The organism is Stenotrophomonas sp. NRRL B-14846 (assembly GCF_050473585.1).
GTDB lineage: Bacteria > Pseudomonadota > Gammaproteobacteria > Xanthomonadales > Xanthomonadaceae > Stenotrophomonas.
Map to the genome: position 1 here is coordinate 3,741,969 of NZ_JBFLUN010000022.1, position 21,577 is coordinate 3,763,545.

The following is a 21,577-nucleotide window of genomic DNA, read 5'->3' on the forward strand; positions in this document are numbered from 1 at the left end:
CCGTTACGACTGGCGGGCGGCGACGAACTCGCCGAGCGCGCGCACGCTGGAGAAATGGCGACGGGTTTCTTCCGAATCGGCCGAGAGGCTGACACCGTACTTCTTCTGCAGCGCCAGGCCCAGCTCCAGCGCGTCGATCGAATCCAGGCCGAGGCCCTCGACGAACAGCGGCGCGGTCGGATCGATGTCCTCCGGCGTGATGTCCTCCAGCGAAAGGGAGGAAATGATCAATTCCTTGATCTCGTGCTCAAGTGCTTGCACGGGGCGGATCTCCAGACAGGTCGAAATAACGAGAAAGGTGCTCGGTGACGCGGCGTGCTGCCAAGGCATCCCCCCTTGGCGAGTCGTCATCGGCCAGGAAGGGCGCGATCGGGATATCTTCGCCGATCTGCAGCCGAACGTGAAAGCGACGTGAGGGGACACGATACCACTTCTGTCCCTTGGTCAACGTGGGCGGGGTGCAGGTGATCCGCACCGGGGTGATGTCCAGCCGGCCGCGGACGGCGATGTTGGCAGCCCCGCGCTGCAGCCGCGGCGGCTGGCCCGGCACGCTGCGGGTGCCCTCCGGGAAGATCACCAGGGTACCGCCGGCATGCACCGCCGCCACGCAGTCGTCGACCAGGCCCGCCCCGTCATCGTTGGCGATGTAGCCGGCCGCCCGCACCGGGCCGCGCATGAACGGGTTGCAGGCCACGGCCCGCTTCACCACGCAATCGGCGTTGGGCAGCAGCGAGATCAGGCAGACCACGTCGATCAGGGTCGGGTGATTGGCCAGAACCAGCAAACCGTCGCGCTGCAGGCGTTCCCCGCCCTCGATCTGGTAGGTCATCACTCCCAGCGCTCGCATCAGGCGCAGATGGCTGGCAAAGGCGACCTGGACCACGCGGCGGGCCCGGCGGCGGCGGACCACCGGGTCGCGCATCAGCAGCAGCACCGGCATCACCAGCACGCCCAGCAACAGGCCGCCCACGCCAAATGCGGCAAAGCTCAGGCCGGTGCCGAACACCCGCCAGGCATGATCGAGGCGGCGCAGCGCCTCAGCCACGGCGCCCCCAGCGCCAGCGCTGGCCCTGCGCCACGTGCTCCAGCGCTGGCGCGCCGGACAGCAGGAAACGGTGCAGGTCCAGCGCGTGCGGCAGCGTACCCGATGCGGTGGCCGCGGCATGCGGCGCCGCCTCCCACTGCAGCGAGAGGGTCGGCCGGCCCGGCGTCGGCGTGGTCAAGCGCCAGCACCAGGCAAAGAACGGGTCGGGTTCATCGGCGAACGTCGCGTAAATTTCAGGAAGTGGCGATTCATAGACCACCACCCGCACTTCGCGGGCACCATCGGCCAACAGCCCGGCCGCCTCCAGGCAGGCGGTCTCGACCGTGGCCTGGCCGGCGGCCAGCGCCAGGTAGTTGCCGCGGTGGCCGCGGGCGATCGAGTACAGTGCCGCGATCGCGTTGTGCACCGACAGGCCGAATCCGGTCGGCGACAGGGGCTGCTCGCCGACCAGCGCCCCCAGCAGATCCATCGAACGGGCCACGTCGCCATGGCGGCTGGCGAACACCAGCGGCACCTGGCTGTCAGCGCCCTGCCCATCCTCGCACCAGCAGGCAGCCTGGATCGCCATCCGGCCCAGCCGCTCGATGCGGCGGCGCTGCATCGCCGGTATCTCGGCCAGCGCCGGCGTGTCTTCGCCCTGTGGCGGATACGGCGCATCGGCCCAGCCCAGCCACTGGCTACGCTCGCTCAGGCCGGGCGCCCAGGCAGCCCAGTCGACGATGGAGAATTCGATCATTTAGCGATGGTGCTTCAACGGGAGAACGATAGGCACGAGCCATTACGGCGACGCGCGGCGGCCCCCCATTCCTGCAGCCGTGCGTCCGTCCAGGACGTCGCCGGCTGCCCCCCTGGCCGCCGGAAAGGAGCGCACGCTAGCACGTCCTGCACGGGGTGTGCAGGTTTCACATTCCCCAACGCGGGACCCGGCACCGGCGGGCCCCTGCATTCAATCGATCAGTGGTAACCGGTGTCGGCGTGCACCTTGCCGCGGAACACCCGGTACGACCATGCCGTGTAGCCGAGGATGACCGGCAGCAGAACGACCAGCCCGACCAGGGTGAAGCCCAGCGAGGAAGCCGGCGCGGCGGCTTGCCACAGGGTCATCGACGGCGGCAGCAGGTAGGGCCACATGCCCAGCACCAGGCCGAGGAAGCCGAGCACGAACAGGGCCAGGCTGAGCAGGAACGGCGGCAGGTCGCGGCGCGGATGGGTCGCGCTGCGCCACAGCGCGGCCGCCACCGCCAGGGTCAGCAGCGGCACCGGCGACAGCCACCAGAAGTTGCCGTCGCTGAACCAGCGATCCATCAATCGCGAATCGAGGAACGGCAGCCAGCTGCTCACAAGGCCCATCGCCGCGATCACCGCCACCACCAGCGGCCGGGTCATCTGTCGCGCCAGCGTCTGCACCCGCCCTTCGGTCTTCAGGATCAGCCAGGTGCTGCCCAGCAGCGCATAGCCGGCCACCAGCGCGGCGCCGGTCAGCATCGCGAACGGGCTGAACCAGGCGAACGCACCGCCCTGGTAGGCACCGTCCACCAGCGGGATGCCCTGCACCAGCGTGCCCAGGATCACGCCCTGGGCGAAAGTCGCCAGCAACGAACCGAGCCCGAACGCCACGCTCCACAGCCGGCGCGACCGATGTGCCTTGAAGCGGAACTCGAACGCCACGCCGCGGAACACCAGCGCCACCACCAGCAGCAGCACCGGCAGGTACAGCGCCGACAGCAGCACCGCATAGGCCTTCGGGAACGCCGCCAGCAGGCCGGCGCCACCGAGCACCAGCCAGGTCTCGTTGCCGTCCCAGATCGGCGCGGCGGTGTTCATCATCAGGTCCAGCTGTTCCTCGTCCTCGGCGAACGGAGCAAGGATGCCGATGCCTAGCACGAAGCCATCCAGCACCACGTACATCAGCACGCCGAAGCCGATCACCGCGAACCACGCAACCGGCAGCCAGGTCATCAGGTCCATGTCAGCGGTCCTCCAGCGGTTCGTCGGCCGCCGACAGCGGGCGTGCCGGAGTGTGGCTGCCATGGTCCAGCGACGGCCCCTCGGCATACGGCTGCGGCCCGTGGCGCAGGATCTTCACCAGGTACCAGATGCCCCAGCCGAACACGAAGGCGTAGCCGACCACGTAGACGCCCAGCGACAGCGCGGTCATCCACGCGCTCTGCGGGCCGACCGCATCGGCGGTGCGCAGCACGCCGTACACCACCCACGGCTGGCGCCCCATCTCGGTGACGAACCAACCGGACAGCAGCGCGATGAAGCCACTCGGCAGCATCCAGTTCCAGCCCCGCAGCAGCCACGGTGAATCCAGCAGCCTCCTGCGCCACAGCTGGAAGGCCGAGACCCAGGCCAGCAACAGCATCAGCGTGCCCAGCCCGACCATGATGCGGAAGGCGAAGAAAACCGGCGTCACAGGCGGCCGCTCGCTGGCCGGTACCGAGGTGAGCGGATCGAAGGTGCCATCCAGCGAGTGGGTGAGGATCACGCTGCCCAGCTTCGGGATGGCCACTTCGAAATCGTTGCGCTCTTCCTTCTCGTTGGGCAGCGCGAACACCACCAGCGGCACGCCCTCGCCTTCCCTGGTTTCATGCCAGTGTGCTTCCATCGCCGCGATCTTCATCGGCTGATGCTTGAGCGTGTTCAGGCCATGCATGTCGCCGACGAAGATCTGCACCGGCACGGTCAATGCCGCGAATGCAACGGCAGCGATCAGCATGCGCCGGCCCGCTTCGACGTGCGTGCCCTTGCGCAGGTACCACGCGCCCACGCCACCAATCACGAAACAGGTAGTGATGAACGAGCCCAGCGCCATGTGCGCCAAGCGGTACGGGAACGAGGGGTTGAACACCACCTGCCACCAGTCCACCGGATGCACGATGCCGTTGACCATCTCGTAGCCGGCCGGCGTATGCAGCCAGCTGTTCGACGACAGGATCCAGAACGTGGAGAACAGCGTGCCCAGCGCCACCATGCAGGTGGACAGGAAATGCAGGCGCGGCGAAACCCGGCCCCAGCCGAACATCATCACGCCGAGGAAGCTGGCTTCCAGGAAGAACGCGGTCAGCACTTCATAGGTCAGCAGCGGGCCGATGACCGTGCCGGCCACCTCGCTCAGCCGCGGCCAGTTGGTACCGAACTGGAAGGCCATGACGATGCCGCTGACCACGCCCATGCCGAACGACACCGCGAAGATCTTCTGCCAGAAGAAATACAGCTCGCGCCACACGGGCAGCTTCGTGCGCAGCCAGCGCCATTCGATGAAGGCCAGCCAGCTGGCCGTGCCGATGGTGAAGGCAGGGAACAGCACGTGGAAACTGATGACGAATCCGAACTGGATCCGGGACAACAACAACGCGTCCAAGGGACGCCTCCTGCCTGCGACCGGTGGGATACCGGACCACTTTAGGAGGATTTCGTTAAGGTGGGATGCGACCGGGTGACGCGCTGCTTCACTTTGTCGCAGGGATCAACCGTTCTGGTAGCTGCCAACCTTGGTTGGCACACAGGCCCAGACGCCGACCAAGGTCGGCATCTACCAGGCCCACCACCCGGAGGGCGCCTCAGTTCCAGAAGTACCAGGCTGCGGCAGCCAGCAGCGCGCCAAACAACAGCACCTGCACCACCACATAGCCCACGCCACCGTCGCGCGACTCAGCGGTAATGCGCTTCTGCAGCGCCTCGCTTACATCCGGCGTGTCTTCCTGCTGCGCTTGCTCACGCAACGCCTGTGCCAGCGCGCGCGCTTCCGCATCGCGAGGGTCGGTCGGTGGGTTCACAGCAGCTCTCCGGCGGTGGCATGCCGCGTCAGTTCCTGCTTCAGGACCTGGCGCGCGCGGTGCAGGTGGCTCTTGATGGTACCGCGTGCCAGCCCGGTCACCTGTTCGATCTCGGCCAGATCGAAATCCTCCAGGTAATGCAGGCCGACGATCAGGCGCTGCGGTGCGCTCAGTCGCTCCAGCGCCGCGCCGAGCTGGCGCCCGGCCTGCAGCGCCTCGCTCAACTCGGCCGGGCCCGGCCCCTCATCACCGATGCCAAGTTCTTCCGGCACCTCCACCGCCACCATCCATTGCGCCTCCAGCCGCCGCCGGCGCAGGTGCTGCAGCGCGGTGGTGTAGGCCACCCGCGAAACCCAGGTACGCAGCGAGGATTCGAAGCGGAACCGGTGCAGCTGGCGGAACACGGCCAGGAAGGTCTCCTGCAGCAGGTCGGCGACCTGGTCGCGGTCGCCGACCATGCGTCCGATCACATGCGCGCAGGTGCGCTGGTGGGTCTCCACCAGCTGCGAAAACGCCGCCTGCGAACCATCGATGATGGCCCGCACCAGGGCCTGGTCCGCGTCCAGCGGCTCGGCGGGCGGTGCCGCCGCTGATGCATCGTGGCGGCGACGGCCCCGCAGTGCCGACAATGCTTCGCCGAGCAAGCTCATCTGCGGGGCGCCCCCTGTGCCCGTGGCATGCGCCGGCTCAGCCCTTGCGTGCGGCGGGGCGGGTGAAGTGCCAGGCCAGCAGCTGGCCCAGGCCAGCACTGCCGACCAGCGCGGCGGCGGCGCCGAAGGTCAGGTCACGGGCACCGATGGCTTCCAGTAGGGCCATGGCCAGGGCCAGGCAGACCAGGCTGATGCCCCAGCGCAGCGCGCCCTGGCGGCGGCGCTCTTCTTCCAGCACGGCCAACGAGCGGATCACTTCCTCCGGCACGTGCGGGGCCACCAGCTTGCTGCGCGCGCGCGCATCGGCAATGGCATGGATCGCGTAGGCGATGCAGATGAAGAGGGTGATCGGGATCAGTTCCTGCATGGTCGGGCTCCTGTTCGGTGGATGATGCGGGTTCAGGAGAATGGATGCGCGAGGCCGGCCACCGGTTGCACTAGGTGTCTGCCACCTCGTCGCTGGTGCCGGGCGTATCCACCGGGTCCGGGAAATAGGTCTCCACCTGAAAATCCAGCTGCAGGTCCGCCATGAGTCGCAGCAGCTGCTGATCCAGCACAAAACCCGCCCATGCGGTCTTTCCAAAGATGCCGACACGCAGGCCGATCCCGGCCCCCTCCTGCAGCAGTTCCCTGATCACGTCGGCGCGTGCCCGCAGGCGATCGATCAACGCCGGCCAGGCATCCATCAGCCAGCCGTCCTTGCCCCTCTCCAGTACGAACACCACGCGGGTCGCGGTATGCACCCTGATCAGGGTGCCGTCGCGATCCCTATATCCGGTCCCGACATCTCGGGAGAACGCGGGTTCCAGATCCAGCCGGGCGGCAATCCCGGCGCCGGCCTCTGTGGGGTGCTGCACGCCCAGAGAGATCCTGTAGTCGTAGCAGTACATATCGGTTCCATCCGAACGGAATGGCCATCATGCCGCACACGCCGCAGCAGCGACCCGGGCGGGGCCATTTTGCCGATTCCGCTGCCATGACCTGTGGCCCCTGCCCCGGGTCCTTGCGGCTGCTACGCTTGCCCGGTTTCCTCTTCTGGTGCCGTCCGCCCATGTCCCGAGTGCTGCCCCTGTCCCTCATGCTGTCGGCCGTGCTGGCCGCACCGGCTGCGCATGCCGCGCCGACGCCGATCACCATCGAACAGGCCATGGCCGACCCGGACTGGATCGGTCCGCCGGTCGAGAAGGCTTGGTGGTCGTGGAACAGCCAGCAGGTGGAATACCAGCTCAAGCGCAACGGCAGCCCGGTGCGCGATACCTTCCGCCAGCCGGTGGCCGGTGGCGTGGCCGCACAGGTGGCCGATGACCAGCGTGGCACCCTGGACGTGGCCGAGCCGGTCTACGACCGCAGCCGCAGCCGCAGCGCTTTCGTCCGCAATGGCGACGTGTTCGTGCGCGACCTGCGCAGCGGCGCGCTGACCCAGCTGACCCGCAGCAACGAGCGCGCGGGCAACGTGAACTTCGCTGCCGACAATGGCGTGATCTGGCGCGTTGGCCAGAACTGGTTCCACTGGACCGCTGCCAGCGGTGTGCAGCAGGTGGCCAGCCTGAAGGCCGACAAGGATCCGCGCACGCCGCCGAAGGCCGACGTGCTGCGCGACCAGCAGCTGCGCACGCTGGAAACCCTGCGCCGCGACCGCGACCAGCGCGAGGCACTGAAGGACCAGGACCAGCGCTGGCGCCAGGCCGACCCGACCCGTGCGCCGGGCCCGGTGTACCTGGGCGCCGACGTCGAGATCGGTGACAGCGTGCTGTCGCCCGACCTGACCCACCTGATCGTGGTGACCAAGCCGAAGGACTTCGACGACGGCCGCACCAGCAAGATGCCGCTGTACGTGACCGAATCGGGTTACGAGGAGACCGAGGACACCCGCACCCGCGTCGGCCGCAACGGCTTCGAACCGCACACCCTGTGGTACGTGGACGTGCGCACCGGCAAGGCCGAGAAGATCTCGCTGTCCGGCTTGCCGGGCATCAGCACCGACCCGCTGGCCGAGCTGCGCCGCAAGGCCGGCAAGGATGCGCTGAAGGGCGAGCGCAGCGTGCAGGTGATGAGCGACTTCATGGGCGGCGGCATCCGCTGGAGCGCCGACGGCCAGCAGGCCGCGGTGATGCTGCGTGCCAACGACAACAAGGACCGCTGGATCATCAGCGTCAACGCCGCCGACGGCCGCGTGCAGAACCGCCACCGCCTGACCGACAACGCCTGGATCAACTGGGGCTTCAACGATTTCGGCTGGATGGCCGATGGCCGCACGCTGTGGCTGCTGTCCGAGGAATCGGGCTTCTCGCACCTGTACACCCAGGCCGGCACCGCCAAGCCGCAGGCGCTGACCAGCGGCAAATGGGAAACCTCGGCGCCGGTGCCGTCGGCCGATGGCAAGGGCTTCTACTTCCTGTGCAACCAGCAGGCGCCGCATGACTACGAAGTCTGCGCGGTCGACACCGGCAACCGCCAGGTGCGCGAGCTGACCAGCCTCAACGGCGTGGAAGACTTCTCGCTGTCGCCGGACGGCCAGCAGCTGCTGGTGCGCTACTCCGGTGCCTACCTGCCGCCGCAGCTGGCGGTGCTGCCCAGCACCGGTGGCCAGGCACGCGTGCTGACCGATACCCGCACCGCCGATTACAAGGCGCGTGAGTGGATCCAGCCGAAGCTGGTGGCAGTGCCGTCCAAGCATGGCGCCGGCGTGGTCTGGGCCAAGTACTACGAACCGGAAAACAAGGAACCGGGCAGGAAGTACCCGATCGTGATGTTCGTGCACGGCGCCGGCTACCTGCAGAACGTGCACCAGCGCTACCCGGCCTATTTCCGCGAGCAGATGTTCCACAACCTGCTGGTGGAGAAGGGCTACATCGTGCTGGACATGGACTACCGCGGCAGCGAGGGCTACGGCCGCGACTGGCGCACGGCCATCTACCGCAACATGGGCCACCCGGAACTGGAAGACTACAAGGACGGCCTGGACTGGCTGGTCGACACCCAGCAGGGCGACCGTGACCACGCCGGCATCTACGGCGGTTCCTACGGCGGCTTCATGACCTTCATGGCGCTGTTCCGTGCACCGGGCACGTTCAAGGCCGGCGCCGCGCTGCGCCCGGTGGTCGACTGGCACAACTACAACCACGGCTACACCAGCAACATCCTCAACACCCCGGACATCGATCCGGAGGCGTACCGCGTGTCCTCGCCGATCGAGTACGCGCAGAACCTGCAGGACAACCTGCTGATCGCCCACGGCATGATGGATGACAACGTGTTCTTCCAGGACTCGGTGCACCTCACCCAGCGCCTGATCGAACTGCACAAGGACAACTGGTCGATCGCACCGTACCCGCTGGAGCGCCACGGCTACGTCCGCGCCGATTCCTGGCTGGACCAGTACAAGCGCATCCTCAAGCTGTTCGAGCAGAACCTGAAGTGAGCAACGCCGCGGCCACGATACGGATCGTGGCCGCGGTCATCCTGGATGACCGCGGCCGGGCGCTGCTGGTGCGCAAGCACGGCGCCCGCCGCTTCATCCAGCCCGGTGGCAAGCCCGAACCCGGCGAAGCACCGCTGCAGGCGCTGGCCCGCGAACTGGACGAGGAACTGGGCGTGCAGCTGCGCACCGCTTCGGCCATCGCGCTGGGTACATTCGAGGACTGGGCAGTGAATGAGCCCGGCCACCGCGTGCAGGCGCAGGCCTGGTGGGTGCAGGTGGACGGCAGGCCACAGGCACGCGCCGAGATCGCCGAACTGGCCTGGGTTCCACTGCAACCGCCGCATGGCCTGCCCTTGGCACCCTTGAGCGAACACCATATCCTGCCGGCGGTCGCCACCCGGGTGACGGCCCGCTGAGCAGGCGGGCGCCGACTGCAAGGACATCGGATGTCAGTGCCGCTCCCGCCGCTTCCCACGCCCGCCGCTCCCGCCACTCATGCCTGGGTGCGGCCGATGGCGCAGGCTTCGTTCTGGCTGTGCCTGCTGCTGACGCTCTACTTCGTGCTGCAGGCACTGCTGTTGTGGCCACTGCACGGCACCGCGCTGTGGCAGTCACTGGCCGGAATGGCGCAGGCCCACCGGATGCACAGCGTCACCTGGCTGCTGGCCCACCCGGTGGCCGCCTCGATGATCACCGCGCTGGTCTGCCTGGTCTCGACCGCAGCAAGCTGGGGCCTGCTGCGCGAACGCCGCTGGGGCCTGTGGAGCTTCGTGGCGCTGTTGTTGCTGGGTGCCCTGGCCAACTTCGCGATCGCCTGGTGGCTGGATGCCTGCATGCGCGATCTCATCGCGCTGCTGGCCGATGACCCGGCCCTGCAGCAGGAGCTGCAGCCACGGCGCTGGATGGTCACCTTCATCGTGGTCGGCACCTCCATCCTGTTCCTCGGCCTGCAGGGCTGGCTGGCCTGGCGCCTGCTGCGGCCGGACATCCGCTCCCGCTTCCAGTGAGCCCTATCCGATTCCCGCTCGACAAGGACCGTCGCATGCGCTTGCTGACTCTTTTCCCTGCCCTGTTGCTGTTCGCCGCGCTGCCTGCCAGCGCCGATGCGCTGCGCTGTGGCGAGTATCGCAGCCTCGATGACGGCATGGCACTGGTGTTCACCAGCCCCAGCAGCGGCTACCGCCACAACGGCATCGGTGAGCCGGAGCCGCTGTGGGTTGATCGCAGTGCGGCGCAGACCCGCCTGGTCATGCTCGACGATGGCGTGGCGGAGCCGATCCGGATCAGCGCCGATGGGCGGCGCATCGAGGACGACGCGCTCGTGGTCTATACCCTGCGCCAGCCAAGGGCCTGCGCTGCCGAACCCAGCGCTGTGGCCGGCAGCTGCCGCGCTGCTGGCAGCTACTGCATGGTGCAGCTGCCAACGGCCTCGCCCGGCCAGGCCCGGCGCGCCTGCGACGAGGGTGTGGGCGCCGGTTGCTCGGCGCTGCTGCAGCAGAGGCTCGAAAGCAACACCGCGGCAGCGACCAATGGCGCCGGCAGTGCGCGCTTCGAGCGCCCGCCAGCCTGCCGCGAGCACGCCCCCACCCACGATCCTCTGGCCTGCGAAGCGCTGACCGACGATGATCTGGCTGCCGCCATGCGACGGGTTGATCAGCGCCTGGAACGGACCGAGAAGGCACCGGAGGGACCGCCGTTGCCCCTGGCGGCACTGCAACAGCTGCAGCAGCTTTGCCTGCAACACCGTGGTGGCCGCTTCTGCGTCGAAGTAGCCGAACAACAATTGAAAGCACTGCAACCGGCGCTGGCGGTACAGGCCCTGCAGGTCACCTGCGATGGCGGCCGCGTCAGTGCCTGCGAACACACCGCGCCATTGCGTGGACTCGGTGCCGATCTACGCCTGGTTCCGCTCCAGCAGCTGCCGTGTGGCCGCTACCAGGCCGATGGTGGCCAGGTCGACATGCTCGACTTCGGTGATGGCACACGGGGCCGCCTGCAGGAAGGTGCGGTCCACCTGCAGCAGAACGGCGAAACGTTGGTGCTGCGCCAGCTGGGCAACGGCGACCTGCTCGGCATGGATACGCAGACCGGTTACCAGCGCTACCAGCCGGTGCTCGGCACGGCACAATGCTCGCCCCCGCGTGAAGGCCGTGGTTTGCAGTAGCGCCTGGCGCTTTCCGTTCGATCGTCAAGGAGACGACATGCATTCACCCGAACCGCGCCGCCGCTGGCTGGCCTGGGCCTTGCTGCTGGCCGTGCCGACGGCCGCCGCACAGTCACCGCAATGCGGCCTGTTCAAGGCCGACGAAGGCAGCGGTACGCTGCGCATCAGTTCACCGAACCGCGGCGAACAGAAGCACTTCGGCAGTGCACCGTCTCCGGTCGTGTTCCAGCAGATCGACGGGAAGCTGCAACTGGTGAACCTGGAGTACGGCCTGCCCAGCGCGCTGCAGGTGCGCGATCGTGGCCGCACGGTCGAGGTGGATGGCACGGTCTACCTCCTGCAGGCTCCCGCACAGTGCGCCGCAGCAGCCACGCCGGCTGAAGGCAGCTGCCTGGCTGATGCGGCGGCGTGCCTGGACAACCGTCGCGAAGCGACCCCGACCGCGTTGGAAGCAGGGTGCCGGGAAGGCGTGCCTGGCATGTGCCTGCAACTGGCTGATCGTTGGCATGAGGAGGCCAAACCCACGGTCGAGGCCGATCCGTCTCTGGCAAAGGCAGCGCTCGACGCCGCCCTGTCCGGCATCAAACTCCCCGCCGCCTGCAACAACGGCGGCTTCGAACAGGGAACCCCGGCGTGTGCCGCCGCACTCGAGGCCGACCCGGCAGTGCAGGAGCAGCTGGTCAAGGCCGCGATGACGGCAGCCATGACCGAAGCCATGGTGACGATGACGGCGCCGACCGTGCCGGTGATCATTCCGGTCGAGCGGCGGCAACAGTTGTTGCGGCTGTGCCGCGAGGTACCGCATGGCGGCTTCTGCACCCGCGTAGCTGAGCTGTCCTGGGAGGCGGGAGATCCCCTGCAGGCAGTGCAAGCGCTGGCTGCGGCCTGCACACCTGGCAATGACACCGCCACCTGCGAACGCCTGCCGGCGTTGCAGGCGGTGGGCGCATCGTTGCAGCCGCAACCGGCAACGGCCTTGCCCTGCGGCAACTACCGGGCCGACGGCGGCCTGATGGACACGCTGGACTTCGGCGATGCCGGCCTGGTTGGCGTTGGCTGGAGCAGCCATCTTCGCGCGCGTGTCGAAGATGGCGACATCCGCATCCATCACGACAGGGACGGTGACTTCGTGCTGCGCCCGCTGCCGGGCGGGCAGTTGCTGGGGCTGGATAACTGGACCCGCTTCCAGGTGTTCCGTCCCACCGGCGAGGGCCCGACCCGCTGCAGTGCACCGAAGCAGTTCAAGGTGCTGCCACTGCCGCAGGATTGCCCGCTGGCACTGGCCAACGAGGGCGGTGCCGAAGCCTGCTGTGCCCAGGGCAAGCTGCAGGGCTGCAACATTCTCGGCAACCGCCTTGCGCTGTCCGGGAACTGGCTGCAGGCCGCCGAGCACTACACCACGGTCTGCCGCGCTGGCGTCCGCGAGGGCTGCGAGAACCTGGTCACCGCTCAGGGCAACGGTGCGGATGTGGACGCACGGGCAACCCTGGAGCAGCTGTGCAAGGCCGACCGCAGCGGCCTGCATGTGGCCTGCGACGTGCTCGGAACCCAGAACTGGGAGCTGATCACGCTGGGTGGTGCCCTGCAGAAGGCGGTTGACGAGGCGGCCGTGGACGACGCTCCGGCGCCGCGCAATTCCAACCGCAAGCGCTGAGCCCGCCAGGGCCTGTCCGCTGCGTCGGGCGGGCCCTGCGGTAAAGTACGCGCCATGAACGAATTCGAGCGCGTGCGCGCCTACCTCACCGACCTGCAGGACCGCATCTGTGCGGCGATCGAGGCCGTCGATGGCCAGGCCCGCTTCCAGGAAGACCTGTGGCAGCGTGCCGAGGGCGGTGGCGGGCGTACCCGCGTGCTGCGCGATGGCGCGGTGTTCGAGCAGGCCGGCATCGGCTTCTCCGACGTGGCCGGCAGCCGCCTGCCGCCGTCGGCCTCGGCCAACCGCCCGGAACTGGCCGGCGCCTCCTGGCGCGCTACCGGCGTGTCGCTGGTGTTCCACCCACTCAACCCCTATGTGCCGACCACCCATGCCAACGTGCGCTTCTTCCAGGCGCAGCGCGACGGCGAAGTGGTGGCCAGCTGGTTCGGTGGTGGCTTCGACCTGACCCCGTTCTATCCGTTCGACGACGACGTGCAGCACTGGCACCGGGTCGCACGCGACCTGTGCACACCCTTCGGCGACGAACGCTACGCCGCGCACAAGCGCTGGTGCGATGAGTATTTCTTCCTGCGCCATCGCAATGAAACGCGCGGCGTCGGTGGCCTGTTCTTCGACGACCTGCACGGCGACTTCGAACGCGATTTCGATTACCTGCGCGCGGTCGGCGATGGCTTCCTCGACGCCTACCTGCCGATCGTGCAGCAGCGCAAGGACACCGCCCATGGCGAGCGCGAACGCGAGTTCCAGCTGTACCGTCGCGGCCGCTACGTGGAATTCAACCTGGTCTACGACCGCGGCACCCTGTTCGGGCTGCAGAGCGGTGGCCGCAGCGAAAGCATCCTGATGAGCCTGCCGCCGCGGGTGCGATGGGAATACGGCTTCAGCCCGGAGGCCGGCAGCGCCGAGGCGCGCCTGGCCGACTACCTGGTGCCGCGCGACTGGCTCTGATCTTCCGACGCCACGCCTGACGCGTGGCGCCTTCACCGCCTGTAGTGCGTCCAGCACCGGACAGGTCCTGCTCTGCCTCCTTCAAGGATGATCCCCCAATGCCTGTCGCTGTTTCCTTCCGTCCCCGCGCTGCGGGCTGGCGCTCCCTGCTGTTGCTTGCACTGGCCTCAGCCGCGCTGCCGGCAGCGGCGCAGTCAATGGCCTGTGGTACCTACACCAACAGCAGCGGCACCACCACGCTGACCCTCGAGAGCGAGGGCCACGGATACCTGTCCGGTCCCTACCAGGCGACCGAAGAACTGCGCGTGGCCCGCGAGCAGGAGGTGCTCGGCACCGGCAACCTGAGCACCGGCCGCCTGGAAAACTGGTTCTTCGAGAACGACGACCGCAACATCGTCACGCCCTATGGCGAGTTCACCCGCCAGCGCTCCGCGGCCTGCAAGGCGATGCCGGAACCGATCGAGGGCGGCTGCGTGATGAATACCTCCGACTGCCTGGAGGCGTTGCCCGAGGCCGCGCCGCCGAAGCTGCACGCCTGGTGCGCCGAAGGCGTGGGCGCAGCCTGCGTGCAGTTGCTGGAAACCTACCAGCAGCAGGCCAAGGACGCGGCCCCGAAGGCCGCGCGGGCAGAGCCACCGATGCCTGAACTCTGCAAGGAAGATTCCCCATCGTTCGACGCAGAAGGATGCGAGGCGATGGCCTCAGTGGTGGCCTGGGAGCAGATGGGCAAGCTGGTGTTCGGGCTGGAACACGCGATGGCGCCACTGCTGCCGGCCGCGCAGCTCGATGAACTGTCTGCGCTGTGCCGGCAGCAGCACGGTGAGACGTTCTGCAGCAAGGTCGCCGATGTACTGTGGAGTGCCGGGCGCACGCTGCAGGCCCGCGACGCGGTGCAGCTGGCCTGCGCACAGCGCGCGGAGGCGTCCGAGTGCGAGACCGCCAGACGTCTCGCGGTGCTGGACACGATGCCGGCCACGGCGCTGGCACCGGTGCCGGCCATCACCCTGCCCTGCGGCCGCTACGAAGCCGAGCACAGCGTGCTCTCGCAGCTGAACTTCCTCGATGGCGGCGTGGTCGATGTCGAGGGCCGCAGCCAGCGCCTGCGCGCCAGCCTGGAAGGCGGGCGCATCCTGATCCGCCGCGACGTCGGCAGCGACTTTGTGCTGCAGGCGCTGCAGAACGGCAACCTGATCGGAATCGACAGCGGCAACCGCTTCGCCTACTACCAGCGCAAGCCCTCTGCCGGCGGGGCCAGCTGCAAGCCGCCGGTGGCCTTCGTGGAGATCCCGCTGCCGCTGGACTGCCCGACCCTGGGCCGCAAGGACGGCGCCAAGGCCTGCTGCACCGATGGCAAGCTGCTGGGCTGCAAGGTGGCCGGCGAAGCGCTGTTCAAGGACGAACAATGGGCCGCGTCGCAGCCCTATTTCGAGACCCTGTGCAGTGCGGGCGTACGCGAAGGTTGCCTGGCACTGGCCGCGGTGTATGCGCACACGGCGGACCCGAAGGTGCCGCAGGCCATGGCGGCGATCTGCGCGAAGGACGGCAAGGGCACGCATGTGGCCTGCGATGTGGACGCCACCCGCAACTGGCCGGCACTGAAGGCTGAAGCCGCTCCCTGACGCCCGGCACCTGTAGCGCCGGGCGCATGCCCGGCTCCGGACGCAAGGCAGCCAGGCATGGGCTCGGCGCTACAAGGTCAGGCGCTCTTCCTGGGAATGATGGTGATGTGCCCGTTGATCTCCAGCAGGGCCAGCTCGACATCCTCCACGCCCAGGCAGCCCTGCTGGCGCATGGCGGCTTCGACATCCGAGCGGGTGACCTGTTCGCGGCGCAGCACGGCGTCGAACAGGCGCCCATCGCGTGCGATCACCACCGGTTCTCCCTCCACCAGGCGCTCGACCCTCCGGCTGCGGGTACTCACCCAGCCCACCCCGTAGTTGAGCAGGATCAGGGTTGCGGCCAGCAGCAGGCCGCCGCCCAGTGAGGTGTCGGTGCCCAGCAGCGCGTTCTGCACCGCATTGCCCAGCAGCACCACCAGCAGTACGTCGAACGGGGTGATCTGCCCCAGCGGGCGCTTGCCGCTCAGCCGGACCATGCCCAGCACCACGACATACACCACCACCGCGCGCAGGATGAACTCCCACCACGGCATCGCCAGTGCGAACAGATCGGGCATTGCGCGTTCCCCTGCTGGACAGTGGCCCAGCCTAGCACCTGGGGTCAGATCCCTTTGCCCGACGGGCAAAGGGATCTGACCCCATCCGAGGTTGTGGCGGCACAAATAAAAAGCCCCGCTGACCAGGGGGAGGTCAACGGGGCCGGGGAACGGGCACTTGGGGAGGAGTCCCCGTTCCGAGATCTGCTCCAGGGGATGGGAGAGATCCACAACAGGCATTGCGCCTGTCGGGAGTTATAGAAGCACTCCGAACACTAACGGTTCGTGAAGGGGCCCCATTTAATGAATTTCAATCGGGGCAACATTCATGATCGAGTCAGAAACATCTGATGAATGAATAGGTTCACGTCGTTTTCGGCTTGAAAACGTGGTCAATGCGCTTCGTCCCAGTTGTTGCCGACGCCGGTATCAACCACCAGCGGCACCCGCAGTTTGGCCGCTTGCGACATGCGCTCCACCACCTGCAAACGCAAGTCTTCCACGAAACTGCTTTCGGTTTCGAACACCAGTTCATCGTGCACCTGCAGGATCATCCGCGCCGGCGCCCCGCTGTCACGCAGCCACTGGTCCACGTCCACCATCGCGCGCTTGATGATGTCGGCAGCGGTGCCCTGCATCGGCGCGTTGATCGCCGCGCGTTCAGCACCGGCACGCAGGCCCTGGTTGCGGGCGTGGATGTCGTTCAGGTACAGGCGACGGCCGAACAGGGTTTCCACGTAGCCCTGGTCACGGGCCTGCTGGCGCATCCGCTCCATGAAGTCGCGCACGCCCGGGTAGCGGCTGAAGTACAGCGCCACGTAGTCCTGCGCCTGGCCACGGTCGATGCCCAGGTTGCGGGCCAGGCCGAAGGCGCTCATGCCGTACATCAGGCCGAAGTTGATGGCCTTGGCGGCACGGCGCTCGTTCGGGGTCACCTCCTCCAGCGTGCGCCCGAACACCTCGGCAGCGGTGGCACGGTGCACGTCGGCGCCCTGCTCGAAGGCACGCACCAGGCCCGGGTCCTCGGACAGGTGGGCCATGATCCGCAGCTCGATCTGCGAATAGTCGGCCGCCAGCAGCTGGAAGCCCTCCGGGGCGATGAACGCGCGGCGGATGCGGCGGCCGTCCTCGGTGCGGATCGGGATGTTCTGCAGGTTCGGGTCCGACGAGGACAGGCGGCCGGTGGCGGCACCGGACTGGTGGTAGCTGGTATGCACCCGGCCGGTGTCCGGGTTGACCATCTCCGGCAGCTTGTCGGTGTAGGTGCTGCGCAGCTTGGCCAGGCCCCGGTAGTCCAGGATCACCCGCGGCAGCTCGTGCTGGTCGGCAATCGCCTCCAGTGCCTCTTCATTGGTGCTGGGCTGGCCCTTCGGGGTCTTCACCACCGCCGGCAGCTTCAGCTCGTCGAACAGCACCGCCTGCAGCTGCTTGGGTGAATCCAGGTTGAAGCTGCGGCCGGCCAGCTCGGTGGCCTTCTGCTGTGCGGCCAGCATGCGCGAGGACAGGTCCTGGCTCTGTCGGCGCAGTTCGTCGGTGTCGATCCGCACGCCGTTGGCTTCGATCGTGGTCAGCACCGGCACCAGCGGCATCTCGATGTCGCGGTACACGCTGTCCAGCGCCGGCTCGGCCAGCAGCTGCGGCTGCAGCGCGTGGTGCAGGCGCAGGGTGACGTCGGCGTCCTCGGCCGCATAGCGGCTGGCTTCGTCGATGCCCACCTGCGAGAACGGAATCTGCTTGGCGCCCTTGCCGGCCACGTCCTCGAACTTGATGGTGCTGTAGCCCAGGTAACGCAGGGCCAGCGAATCCATGTCGTGGCGGGTGGCGGTGGAATTGAGCACGAAGCTCTCGAGCATGGTGTCGTCGTGGTAGCCCTGCACGTCCACGCCGTGGCGGCGCAGCACATGCAGGTCGTACTTGCCGTGCTGGCCCAGCTTCTTCTTCGCCGGGTCCTGCAGCACCGGGCGTAGCGCATCCAGCACCTGCTGCATCGGCAGCTGGGCCGGCGCACCCGGGTAATCGTGGCCGACAGGAATGTAGGCGGCCTTGCCCGGCTCGACCGCCAGGCTGACACCGACCAGGCGCGCGCGCATCGCGTCCAGCGCATCGGTTTCGGTATCGAAGCTGATCAGATCGGCCTGCTGCAGGCGCTCGACCCAGGCCTGCAGCTGCGCGCTGGTCAGCACGGTCTCGTATTCACCCGGTGCGGCCAGCGCCGGATCCAGCGTGCCGGCGGCCGGTGCCTCGGCACTGCCACGGGCGAAGCCGGCGGCGGTGCCGCGCAGGCTCGGCGTGGCCTCGCTGGCGGTAGCCGGCGCCGGCAGCGGCGCACCCAGTTCCTTCAGCGCCTGGGTAAAGCCGTAGCGCGTATACAGCTCGGTCAGCGCCGGCACGTCCTGCTCGCGCAGGGCCAGCGTGGTCGGGCTGGCGTCCAGCTCCACGTCGGTGCGGATGGTCACCAGCTCGCGGTTCAGCGGCAGGCGCTCCAGCGCGGCGCGCAGGTTCTCGCCGATCTTGCCCTTCATGGTCGGCGCGGCCGCCATCACCCCGTCCAGGTGCTGGTACTCGGCCAGCCACTTGGCAGCGGTCTTCGGCCCGCACTTCTCCACGCCCGGCACGTTGTCGACGGTGTCGCCCATCAGCGCCAGCAGGTCGATGATCTGGTCGGCGCGCACGCCGAACTTCTCCATCACCGCCGCGTCCGAATCCATGCGGCTGCCGGTCATGGTGTTGACCAGCTCGATGCCCGGGCGCACCAGCTGGGCGAAGTCCTTGTCGCCGGTGGAAATGGTCACCTTCAGGTCCTGCGCCACGCCCTGCAGGGCCAGCGTGCCGATCACATCGTCGGCTTCCACGCCGGGGATGCGCAGGATGCTGATGCCCAGCGCCTCGACGATGCGGCACATCGGCTCGACCTGGCTGCGCAGCTCATCGGGCATCGGCGGGCGGTTGGCCTTGTACTGCTCGTACAGGTCGTCACGGAAGGTCTTGCCCGGCGCGTCGACCACGAACGCCACGTAGGCCGGGCGCTCCTTCAGCGTCGAGCGCAGCATGTTGACCACGCCGAACAGCGCGCCGGTGGGTTCACCCTGTGCATTGGACAGGGGCGGCAGCGCGTGGAACGCGCGGTACAGGTAACTGGACCCGTCGATCAGGACTAATCTGCTCATGGGTCGATTCTACGCGCCCGTGCCTGCATCGCGGCGACACGGCCCGTACACCGCGATGGGGCATAATCAGGGCTCTTTCCAGGCAAAGGCCCCCGCCGATGAAGACCCTGATGCTGGCTTCCCTGCTCCTGCTCGCTGGCTGCGCCAGCATGGGTGGCGCGGGCGCTCCCCCGGTGGACGTCAAGGGCGCGGATGTGTCCAAGCGCACCATGGACAACGGTGACACCATCGAGGAATACCGCGTGTCCGGCCAGCTGCGCATGGTCAAGGTGACCCCGTCGCGCGGTGCCCCGTTCTACATGTACGACAAGAACGGCGACGGCCGCATGGACAACGACAAGGACGGCGTGTCGCCGGTGTACTGGAAGCTGTACAGCTGGTGATGTGACCGGGGGTCGGATCCCTTTCCACAGGAAAGGGCTCTGACCCCCTCAAGGCGATCGGCACGGCCCATCCACGCATGGCGTGGATCTACCGGGACAACGAACGTGGATCCACGTCATGCGTGGGTGACCGCCTATCAGTAGATCCACGCCATGCGTGGATATGACCCTCCCGATCCCCCAAAAAAACAACGCCGGCGCGCATCCTGCGGCCGGCGTCGGGTCCCCTCCCCGGGAACGCTTGAATCAACGGGTGTGGATCAGCGGATGACCAGTACCGGCAGGGTGCTGCGCGCCAGCACTTCGGCGGTCTGGCTGCCCAGCAGCACGCGGGTCACGCCACGGCGGCCGTGCGAGGTCATCACGATCAGGTCGCTGTTGCGCTCCCCTGCTGTCTCGATGATGCCGTCGGCGGCGTAGCGGTCCAGCACATGCACAGGGTTGGCGGTGATGCCCTGCTCGGCGGCCTTGGCCAGCGCCGGCTGCAGCACTTTCTGTGCGCCTTCCTCGCGGTCGGCCTTGTACTCGGGGCTGTTCATGTAGCCCACGCTCCAGCCCATGGCGTCGTACATGCCGACGGCCCACGGCTCGGAAACAGTGACGATATCGACCTCGGCATTGAGGTCCTTGGCCAGCTCCAGGCCCTTGGCCAGGCCCTTGTCGGCCAGCTCGGACCCGTCAGTGGCAATCAGGATGCGCTTGTACATGGTGGGGCTCCGTGGCGGTCTGCCAGATGGGAACAACACCATTGCACACCGGATGTGCAGGCCGCGCCTTGAGCAGGATCAATCCGGCGCCGCGCAGCGGCGTGTGCGCACCGCCAGCTTGCGTACCCACTGACCGCGGCGCATGCTGACCAAGCGGTATCGGGCCGCCCCGGGAGAACGTTGATGCAGGACAGCAAGCCGACATCACAAAGCACCCTCAGGATCATCCTGTGGAGCCTCGCCGCCACCTTCGCCCTGTTCTGCGGCGGCTATTACCTGGGCAAGGATCTTGCCCAGCGCGACAACGCCCGGCAGTCAGCCGGCCGATAACCTGCTTCTGTAGAGCCGAGCCCATGCTCGGCTCCACAGTTGAACGTCTCAGGCGATCTGCACCACGCGTGCGTTCTGGCACAGCGGATAGCTGCCCACGAATTCGGCAATCGCATCACGCATCGCTTCGAACGATTCGCCGTACATGTACAGCGCGGTCTCGGTCGGGCCCTGCCACCAGCTGCAGATCTCGCCCAGGCCGTCGATGTTCTCCGACAGCTGCTCGAACACGTGGTTGGAATCGCACTGTTCGTAGACCTCGTCCGGCAGGTTCAGGCCATCCAGGTAGATGCCCAGGCCTTCGGTCACGCCGAAGGCGCGATCAACCTCGTCCGCACGCTGCACCTGCGAACCCTTCGGCGCACCCAGCTGTTCCAGCAGGTCGATCAGCTTCGGCACGCCATCGGCATCGACCAGCGCCACTTCGATATCGCCGTACTCGACCTCGCCCAGGTCGGAGATCGCGGTACCGCCGCCGACGATCTCGCCGATCTCGGCGGCCTGCATCAATGCGTCGAGCGGATCCTCGAACAGTTCGTGGCGATGCTCCGGCTGCAGCCGGGCGTTCAACTTCACGGTGACGTGCAGCGTGGGTTCGGTCATGGGGGCGTTCCTGGAAGATGTGCCGCCTATTGTAGAGCCCAGCCCATGCTCGGCTGACTTTCCGCCAGAAGCAGCCGAGCGTGAGCTCGGCTCTACACACCCTTTCGGTCAACGCAGGAACGGCGTGACCTTGCGCTTCAGCAGCTCCACCAGCACCGGGTCCATGTACTCGTAGTCGTCCGGGATATCCAGGCAGATCACCCGCTTGCCGTTCAGCCATGCCTTGTAACGGCTGGACAGCCGGTTGCGGTGGGCGCGCTCCATCACGAATACGATATCGGCCCACTGCAGCAGCTCGGGGCTGAGCACTTCCTCGGCATCGGCCAGCAGCCCGGCCGAGGCGGTCTCGATGCCCGGCCAATCGGCGAATACCTGCTCGGCCGTCGGGCTGCGCAGGCGGTTCTGGCTGCAGAGGAAGAGCACGTTGCGGGTCATGAGCGCAGCCTAATGGGGGTCGGATCCCTTTTCCAACGAAAAGGGTTCTGCCCTCCCCAAGTGCCTTCGGACAAGTTGCATGGCCGGAAAACACTCGAAGGGCCATCATGGGCGTTTCCACTGTCCAGAT

Annotated in this window: 23 protein-coding genes; 9 read left to right on the top strand and 14 right to left on the bottom strand. The window is 67.6% G+C overall.

Translation table 11 applies throughout. The annotated features are described in order from the left end of the window. Nucleotides 1–3: 3 nt before the first annotated feature. The 9 genes from AB1281_RS19435 to AB1281_RS19475 all read right to left on the bottom strand — a co-directional run bounded on the left by AB1281_RS19435 (nt 4) and on the right by AB1281_RS19475 (nt 6,367). Nucleotides 4–261: a phosphopantetheine-binding protein gene (locus AB1281_RS19435; RefSeq protein WP_005411610.1), complete on the bottom strand. Its 258-nt coding sequence runs from the start codon at nt 259–261 to the stop codon at nt 4–6. Beyond that, on the bottom strand, nt 248–1,045 hold the full coding sequence (locus AB1281_RS19440; RefSeq protein ID WP_014038937.1) for a lysophospholipid acyltransferase family protein: 798 nt from the start codon (nt 1,043–1,045) through the stop codon (nt 248–250). The genes AB1281_RS19435 and AB1281_RS19440 overlap by 14 nt, the downstream gene beginning before the upstream one ends. Then, entirely contained in the window at nt 1,038–1,781 is a 744-nt protein-coding gene (locus tag AB1281_RS19445) for a beta-ketoacyl synthase chain length factor (RefSeq protein ID WP_430346739.1), read from the bottom strand. The genes AB1281_RS19440 and AB1281_RS19445 overlap by 8 nt, the downstream gene beginning before the upstream one ends. Before the next feature lie 218 nt (nt 1,782–1,999). Beyond that, a complete protein-coding gene (cydB, locus tag AB1281_RS19450; protein WP_430346740.1) occupies nt 2,000–3,013 on the bottom strand; it encodes a cytochrome d ubiquinol oxidase subunit II in 1,014 nt (337 codons plus the stop codon). Nucleotide 3,014: 1 nt separating this feature from the next. Further along, nucleotides 3,015–4,412 (bottom strand): cytochrome ubiquinol oxidase subunit I, encoded by a 1,398-nt coding sequence (locus AB1281_RS19455; protein WP_119006928.1) that lies wholly within the window; start codon nt 4,410–4,412, stop codon nt 3,015–3,017. A gap of 199 nt (nt 4,413–4,611) precedes the next feature. Continuing rightward, nucleotides 4,612–4,827, bottom strand: a complete 216-nt coding sequence (locus AB1281_RS19460; protein WP_430346741.1) for a hypothetical protein — start codon at nt 4,825–4,827, stop codon at nt 4,612–4,614. Continuing rightward, nucleotides 4,824–5,477, bottom strand: coding sequence for an RNA polymerase sigma factor (locus AB1281_RS19465; RefSeq protein WP_430346742.1), 654 nt, complete (start codon nt 5,475–5,477; stop codon nt 4,824–4,826). The genes AB1281_RS19460 and AB1281_RS19465 overlap by 4 nt, the downstream gene beginning before the upstream one ends. A 37-nt stretch (nt 5,478–5,514) precedes the next feature. Further along, nucleotides 5,515–5,844 (bottom strand): hypothetical protein, encoded by a 330-nt coding sequence (locus AB1281_RS19470; protein WP_005414880.1) that lies wholly within the window; start codon nt 5,842–5,844, stop codon nt 5,515–5,517. A gap of 70 nt (nt 5,845–5,914) precedes the next feature. Then, on the bottom strand, nt 5,915–6,367 hold the full coding sequence (locus tag AB1281_RS19475) for a hypothetical protein (RefSeq protein ID WP_075675847.1): 453 nt from the start codon (nt 6,365–6,367) through the stop codon (nt 5,915–5,917). Between the two features lie 161 nt (nt 6,368–6,528). On the opposite strand from AB1281_RS19475, the gene AB1281_RS19480 reads away from it, so the two are divergent. The 7 genes from AB1281_RS19480 to AB1281_RS19510 all read left to right on the top strand — a co-directional run bounded on the left by AB1281_RS19480 (nt 6,529) and on the right by AB1281_RS19510 (nt 15,286). Then, nucleotides 6,529–8,898: a prolyl oligopeptidase family serine peptidase gene (locus tag AB1281_RS19480; RefSeq protein ID WP_430346743.1), complete on the top strand. Its 2,370-nt coding sequence runs from the start codon at nt 6,529–6,531 to the stop codon at nt 8,896–8,898. Further along, nucleotides 8,895–9,314 carry an NUDIX hydrolase gene (locus AB1281_RS19485; RefSeq protein WP_430346744.1) on the top strand — a complete coding sequence of 140 codons (420 nt, stop codon included), beginning with the start codon at nt 8,895–8,897 and terminating at the stop codon, nt 9,312–9,314. The genes AB1281_RS19480 and AB1281_RS19485 overlap by 4 nt, the downstream gene beginning before the upstream one ends. A 30-nt stretch (nt 9,315–9,344) precedes the next feature. Next, nucleotides 9,345–9,905, top strand: a complete 561-nt coding sequence (locus AB1281_RS19490; protein WP_101766306.1) for a hypothetical protein — start codon at nt 9,345–9,347, stop codon at nt 9,903–9,905. A 35-nt stretch (nt 9,906–9,940) separates the two neighbouring features. Beyond that, nucleotides 9,941–11,062, top strand: a complete 1,122-nt coding sequence (locus AB1281_RS19495) for a hypothetical protein (RefSeq protein ID WP_430346745.1) — start codon at nt 9,941–9,943, stop codon at nt 11,060–11,062. Between the two features lie 37 nt (nt 11,063–11,099). Continuing rightward, on the top strand, nt 11,100–12,716 hold the full coding sequence (locus AB1281_RS19500) for a hypothetical protein (RefSeq protein ID WP_430346746.1): 1,617 nt from the start codon (nt 11,100–11,102) through the stop codon (nt 12,714–12,716). A 54-nt stretch (nt 12,717–12,770) separates the two neighbouring features. After that, nucleotides 12,771–13,667, top strand: coding sequence for an oxygen-dependent coproporphyrinogen oxidase (gene hemF / locus AB1281_RS19505; RefSeq protein ID WP_430346747.1), 897 nt, complete (start codon nt 12,771–12,773; stop codon nt 13,665–13,667). Between the two features lie 98 nt (nt 13,668–13,765). Then, a complete protein-coding gene (locus tag AB1281_RS19510; RefSeq protein WP_430346748.1) occupies nt 13,766–15,286 on the top strand; it encodes a hypothetical protein in 1,521 nt (506 codons plus the stop codon). Between the two features lie 77 nt (nt 15,287–15,363). Here the strand turns inward: AB1281_RS19510 and AB1281_RS19515 are convergent, their stop codons facing one another. Continuing rightward, nucleotides 15,364–15,843 (bottom strand): DUF421 domain-containing protein, encoded by a 480-nt coding sequence (locus AB1281_RS19515; protein WP_430346749.1) that lies wholly within the window; start codon nt 15,841–15,843, stop codon nt 15,364–15,366. A gap of 371 nt (nt 15,844–16,214) precedes the next feature. Continuing rightward, nucleotides 16,215–18,989 (bottom strand): DNA polymerase I, encoded by a 2,775-nt coding sequence (gene polA / locus AB1281_RS19520; protein WP_430346750.1) that lies wholly within the window; start codon nt 18,987–18,989, stop codon nt 16,215–16,217. A gap of 98 nt (nt 18,990–19,087) precedes the next feature. Here polA and AB1281_RS19525 point away from each other — a divergent pair, with 98 nt between their 5' ends. Then, nucleotides 19,088–19,372, top strand: coding sequence for a DUF2782 domain-containing protein (locus AB1281_RS19525; RefSeq protein ID WP_014038952.1), 285 nt, complete (start codon nt 19,088–19,090; stop codon nt 19,370–19,372). Between the two features lie 260 nt (nt 19,373–19,632). Here AB1281_RS19525 and AB1281_RS19530 read toward each other — a convergent pair whose 3' ends face one another. After that, nucleotides 19,633–20,079, bottom strand: coding sequence for a universal stress protein (locus AB1281_RS19530; RefSeq protein ID WP_005411629.1), 447 nt, complete (start codon nt 20,077–20,079; stop codon nt 19,633–19,635). Between the two features lie 183 nt (nt 20,080–20,262). On the opposite strand from AB1281_RS19530, the gene AB1281_RS19535 reads away from it, so the two are divergent. Beyond that, nucleotides 20,263–20,409 carry a hypothetical protein gene (locus tag AB1281_RS19535; protein WP_188486745.1) on the top strand — a complete coding sequence of 49 codons (147 nt, stop codon included), beginning with the start codon at nt 20,263–20,265 and terminating at the stop codon, nt 20,407–20,409. A 48-nt stretch (nt 20,410–20,457) separates the two neighbouring features. Here the strand turns inward: AB1281_RS19535 and AB1281_RS19540 are convergent, their stop codons facing one another. Together AB1281_RS19540 and AB1281_RS19545 are read right to left on the bottom strand one after the other, a co-directional pair. Continuing rightward, nucleotides 20,458–21,012 (bottom strand): hypothetical protein, encoded by a 555-nt coding sequence (locus AB1281_RS19540; RefSeq protein ID WP_188486746.1) that lies wholly within the window; start codon nt 21,010–21,012, stop codon nt 20,458–20,460. A gap of 108 nt (nt 21,013–21,120) precedes the next feature. Then, a complete protein-coding gene (locus AB1281_RS19545) occupies nt 21,121–21,447 on the bottom strand; it encodes a low molecular weight protein tyrosine phosphatase family protein (protein ID WP_032960648.1) in 327 nt (108 codons plus the stop codon). Nucleotides 21,448–21,577: the final 130 nt, after the last annotated feature.

Coding starts and splice junctions, on each gene's coding strand:
- AB1281_RS19445 (WP_430346739.1), bottom strand. CDS start 1,781: ATGATCGAATTCTCCATCGTCGACTGGGCTGCCTGGGCGCCCGGCCTG.
- cydB (WP_430346740.1), bottom strand. CDS start 3,013: ATGGACCTGATGACCTGGCTGCCGGTTGCGTGGTTCGCGGTGATCGGC.
- AB1281_RS19465 (WP_430346742.1), bottom strand. CDS start 5,477: ATGAGCTTGCTCGGCGAAGCATTGTCGGCACTGCGGGGCCGTCGCCGC.
- AB1281_RS19470 (WP_005414880.1), bottom strand. CDS start 5,844: ATGCAGGAACTGATCCCGATCACCCTCTTCATCTGCATCGCCTACGCG.
- AB1281_RS19475 (WP_075675847.1), bottom strand. CDS start 6,367: ATGTACTGCTACGACTACAGGATCTCTCTGGGCGTGCAGCACCCCACA.
- AB1281_RS19480 (WP_430346743.1), top strand. CDS start 6,529: ATGTCCCGAGTGCTGCCCCTGTCCCTCATGCTGTCGGCCGTGCTGGCC.
- AB1281_RS19490 (WP_101766306.1), top strand. CDS start 9,345: ATGTCAGTGCCGCTCCCGCCGCTTCCCACGCCCGCCGCTCCCGCCACT.
- AB1281_RS19495 (WP_430346745.1), top strand. CDS start 9,941: ATGCGCTTGCTGACTCTTTTCCCTGCCCTGTTGCTGTTCGCCGCGCTG.
- AB1281_RS19500 (WP_430346746.1), top strand. CDS start 11,100: ATGCATTCACCCGAACCGCGCCGCCGCTGGCTGGCCTGGGCCTTGCTG.
- hemF (WP_430346747.1), top strand. CDS start 12,771: ATGAACGAATTCGAGCGCGTGCGCGCCTACCTCACCGACCTGCAGGAC.
- AB1281_RS19510 (WP_430346748.1), top strand. CDS start 13,766: ATGCCTGTCGCTGTTTCCTTCCGTCCCCGCGCTGCGGGCTGGCGCTCC.
- AB1281_RS19515 (WP_430346749.1), bottom strand. CDS start 15,843: ATGCCCGATCTGTTCGCACTGGCGATGCCGTGGTGGGAGTTCATCCTG.
- polA (WP_430346750.1), bottom strand. CDS start 18,989: ATGAGCAGATTAGTCCTGATCGACGGGTCCAGTTACCTGTACCGCGCG.
- AB1281_RS19525 (WP_014038952.1), top strand. CDS start 19,088: ATGAAGACCCTGATGCTGGCTTCCCTGCTCCTGCTCGCTGGCTGCGCC.
- AB1281_RS19530 (WP_005411629.1), bottom strand. CDS start 20,079: ATGTACAAGCGCATCCTGATTGCCACTGACGGGTCCGAGCTGGCCGAC.
- AB1281_RS19535 (WP_188486745.1), top strand. CDS start 20,263: ATGCAGGACAGCAAGCCGACATCACAAAGCACCCTCAGGATCATCCTG.
- AB1281_RS19540 (WP_188486746.1), bottom strand. CDS start 21,012: ATGACCGAACCCACGCTGCACGTCACCGTGAAGTTGAACGCCCGGCTG.
- AB1281_RS19545 (WP_032960648.1), bottom strand. CDS start 21,447: ATGACCCGCAACGTGCTCTTCCTCTGCAGCCAGAACCGCCTGCGCAGC.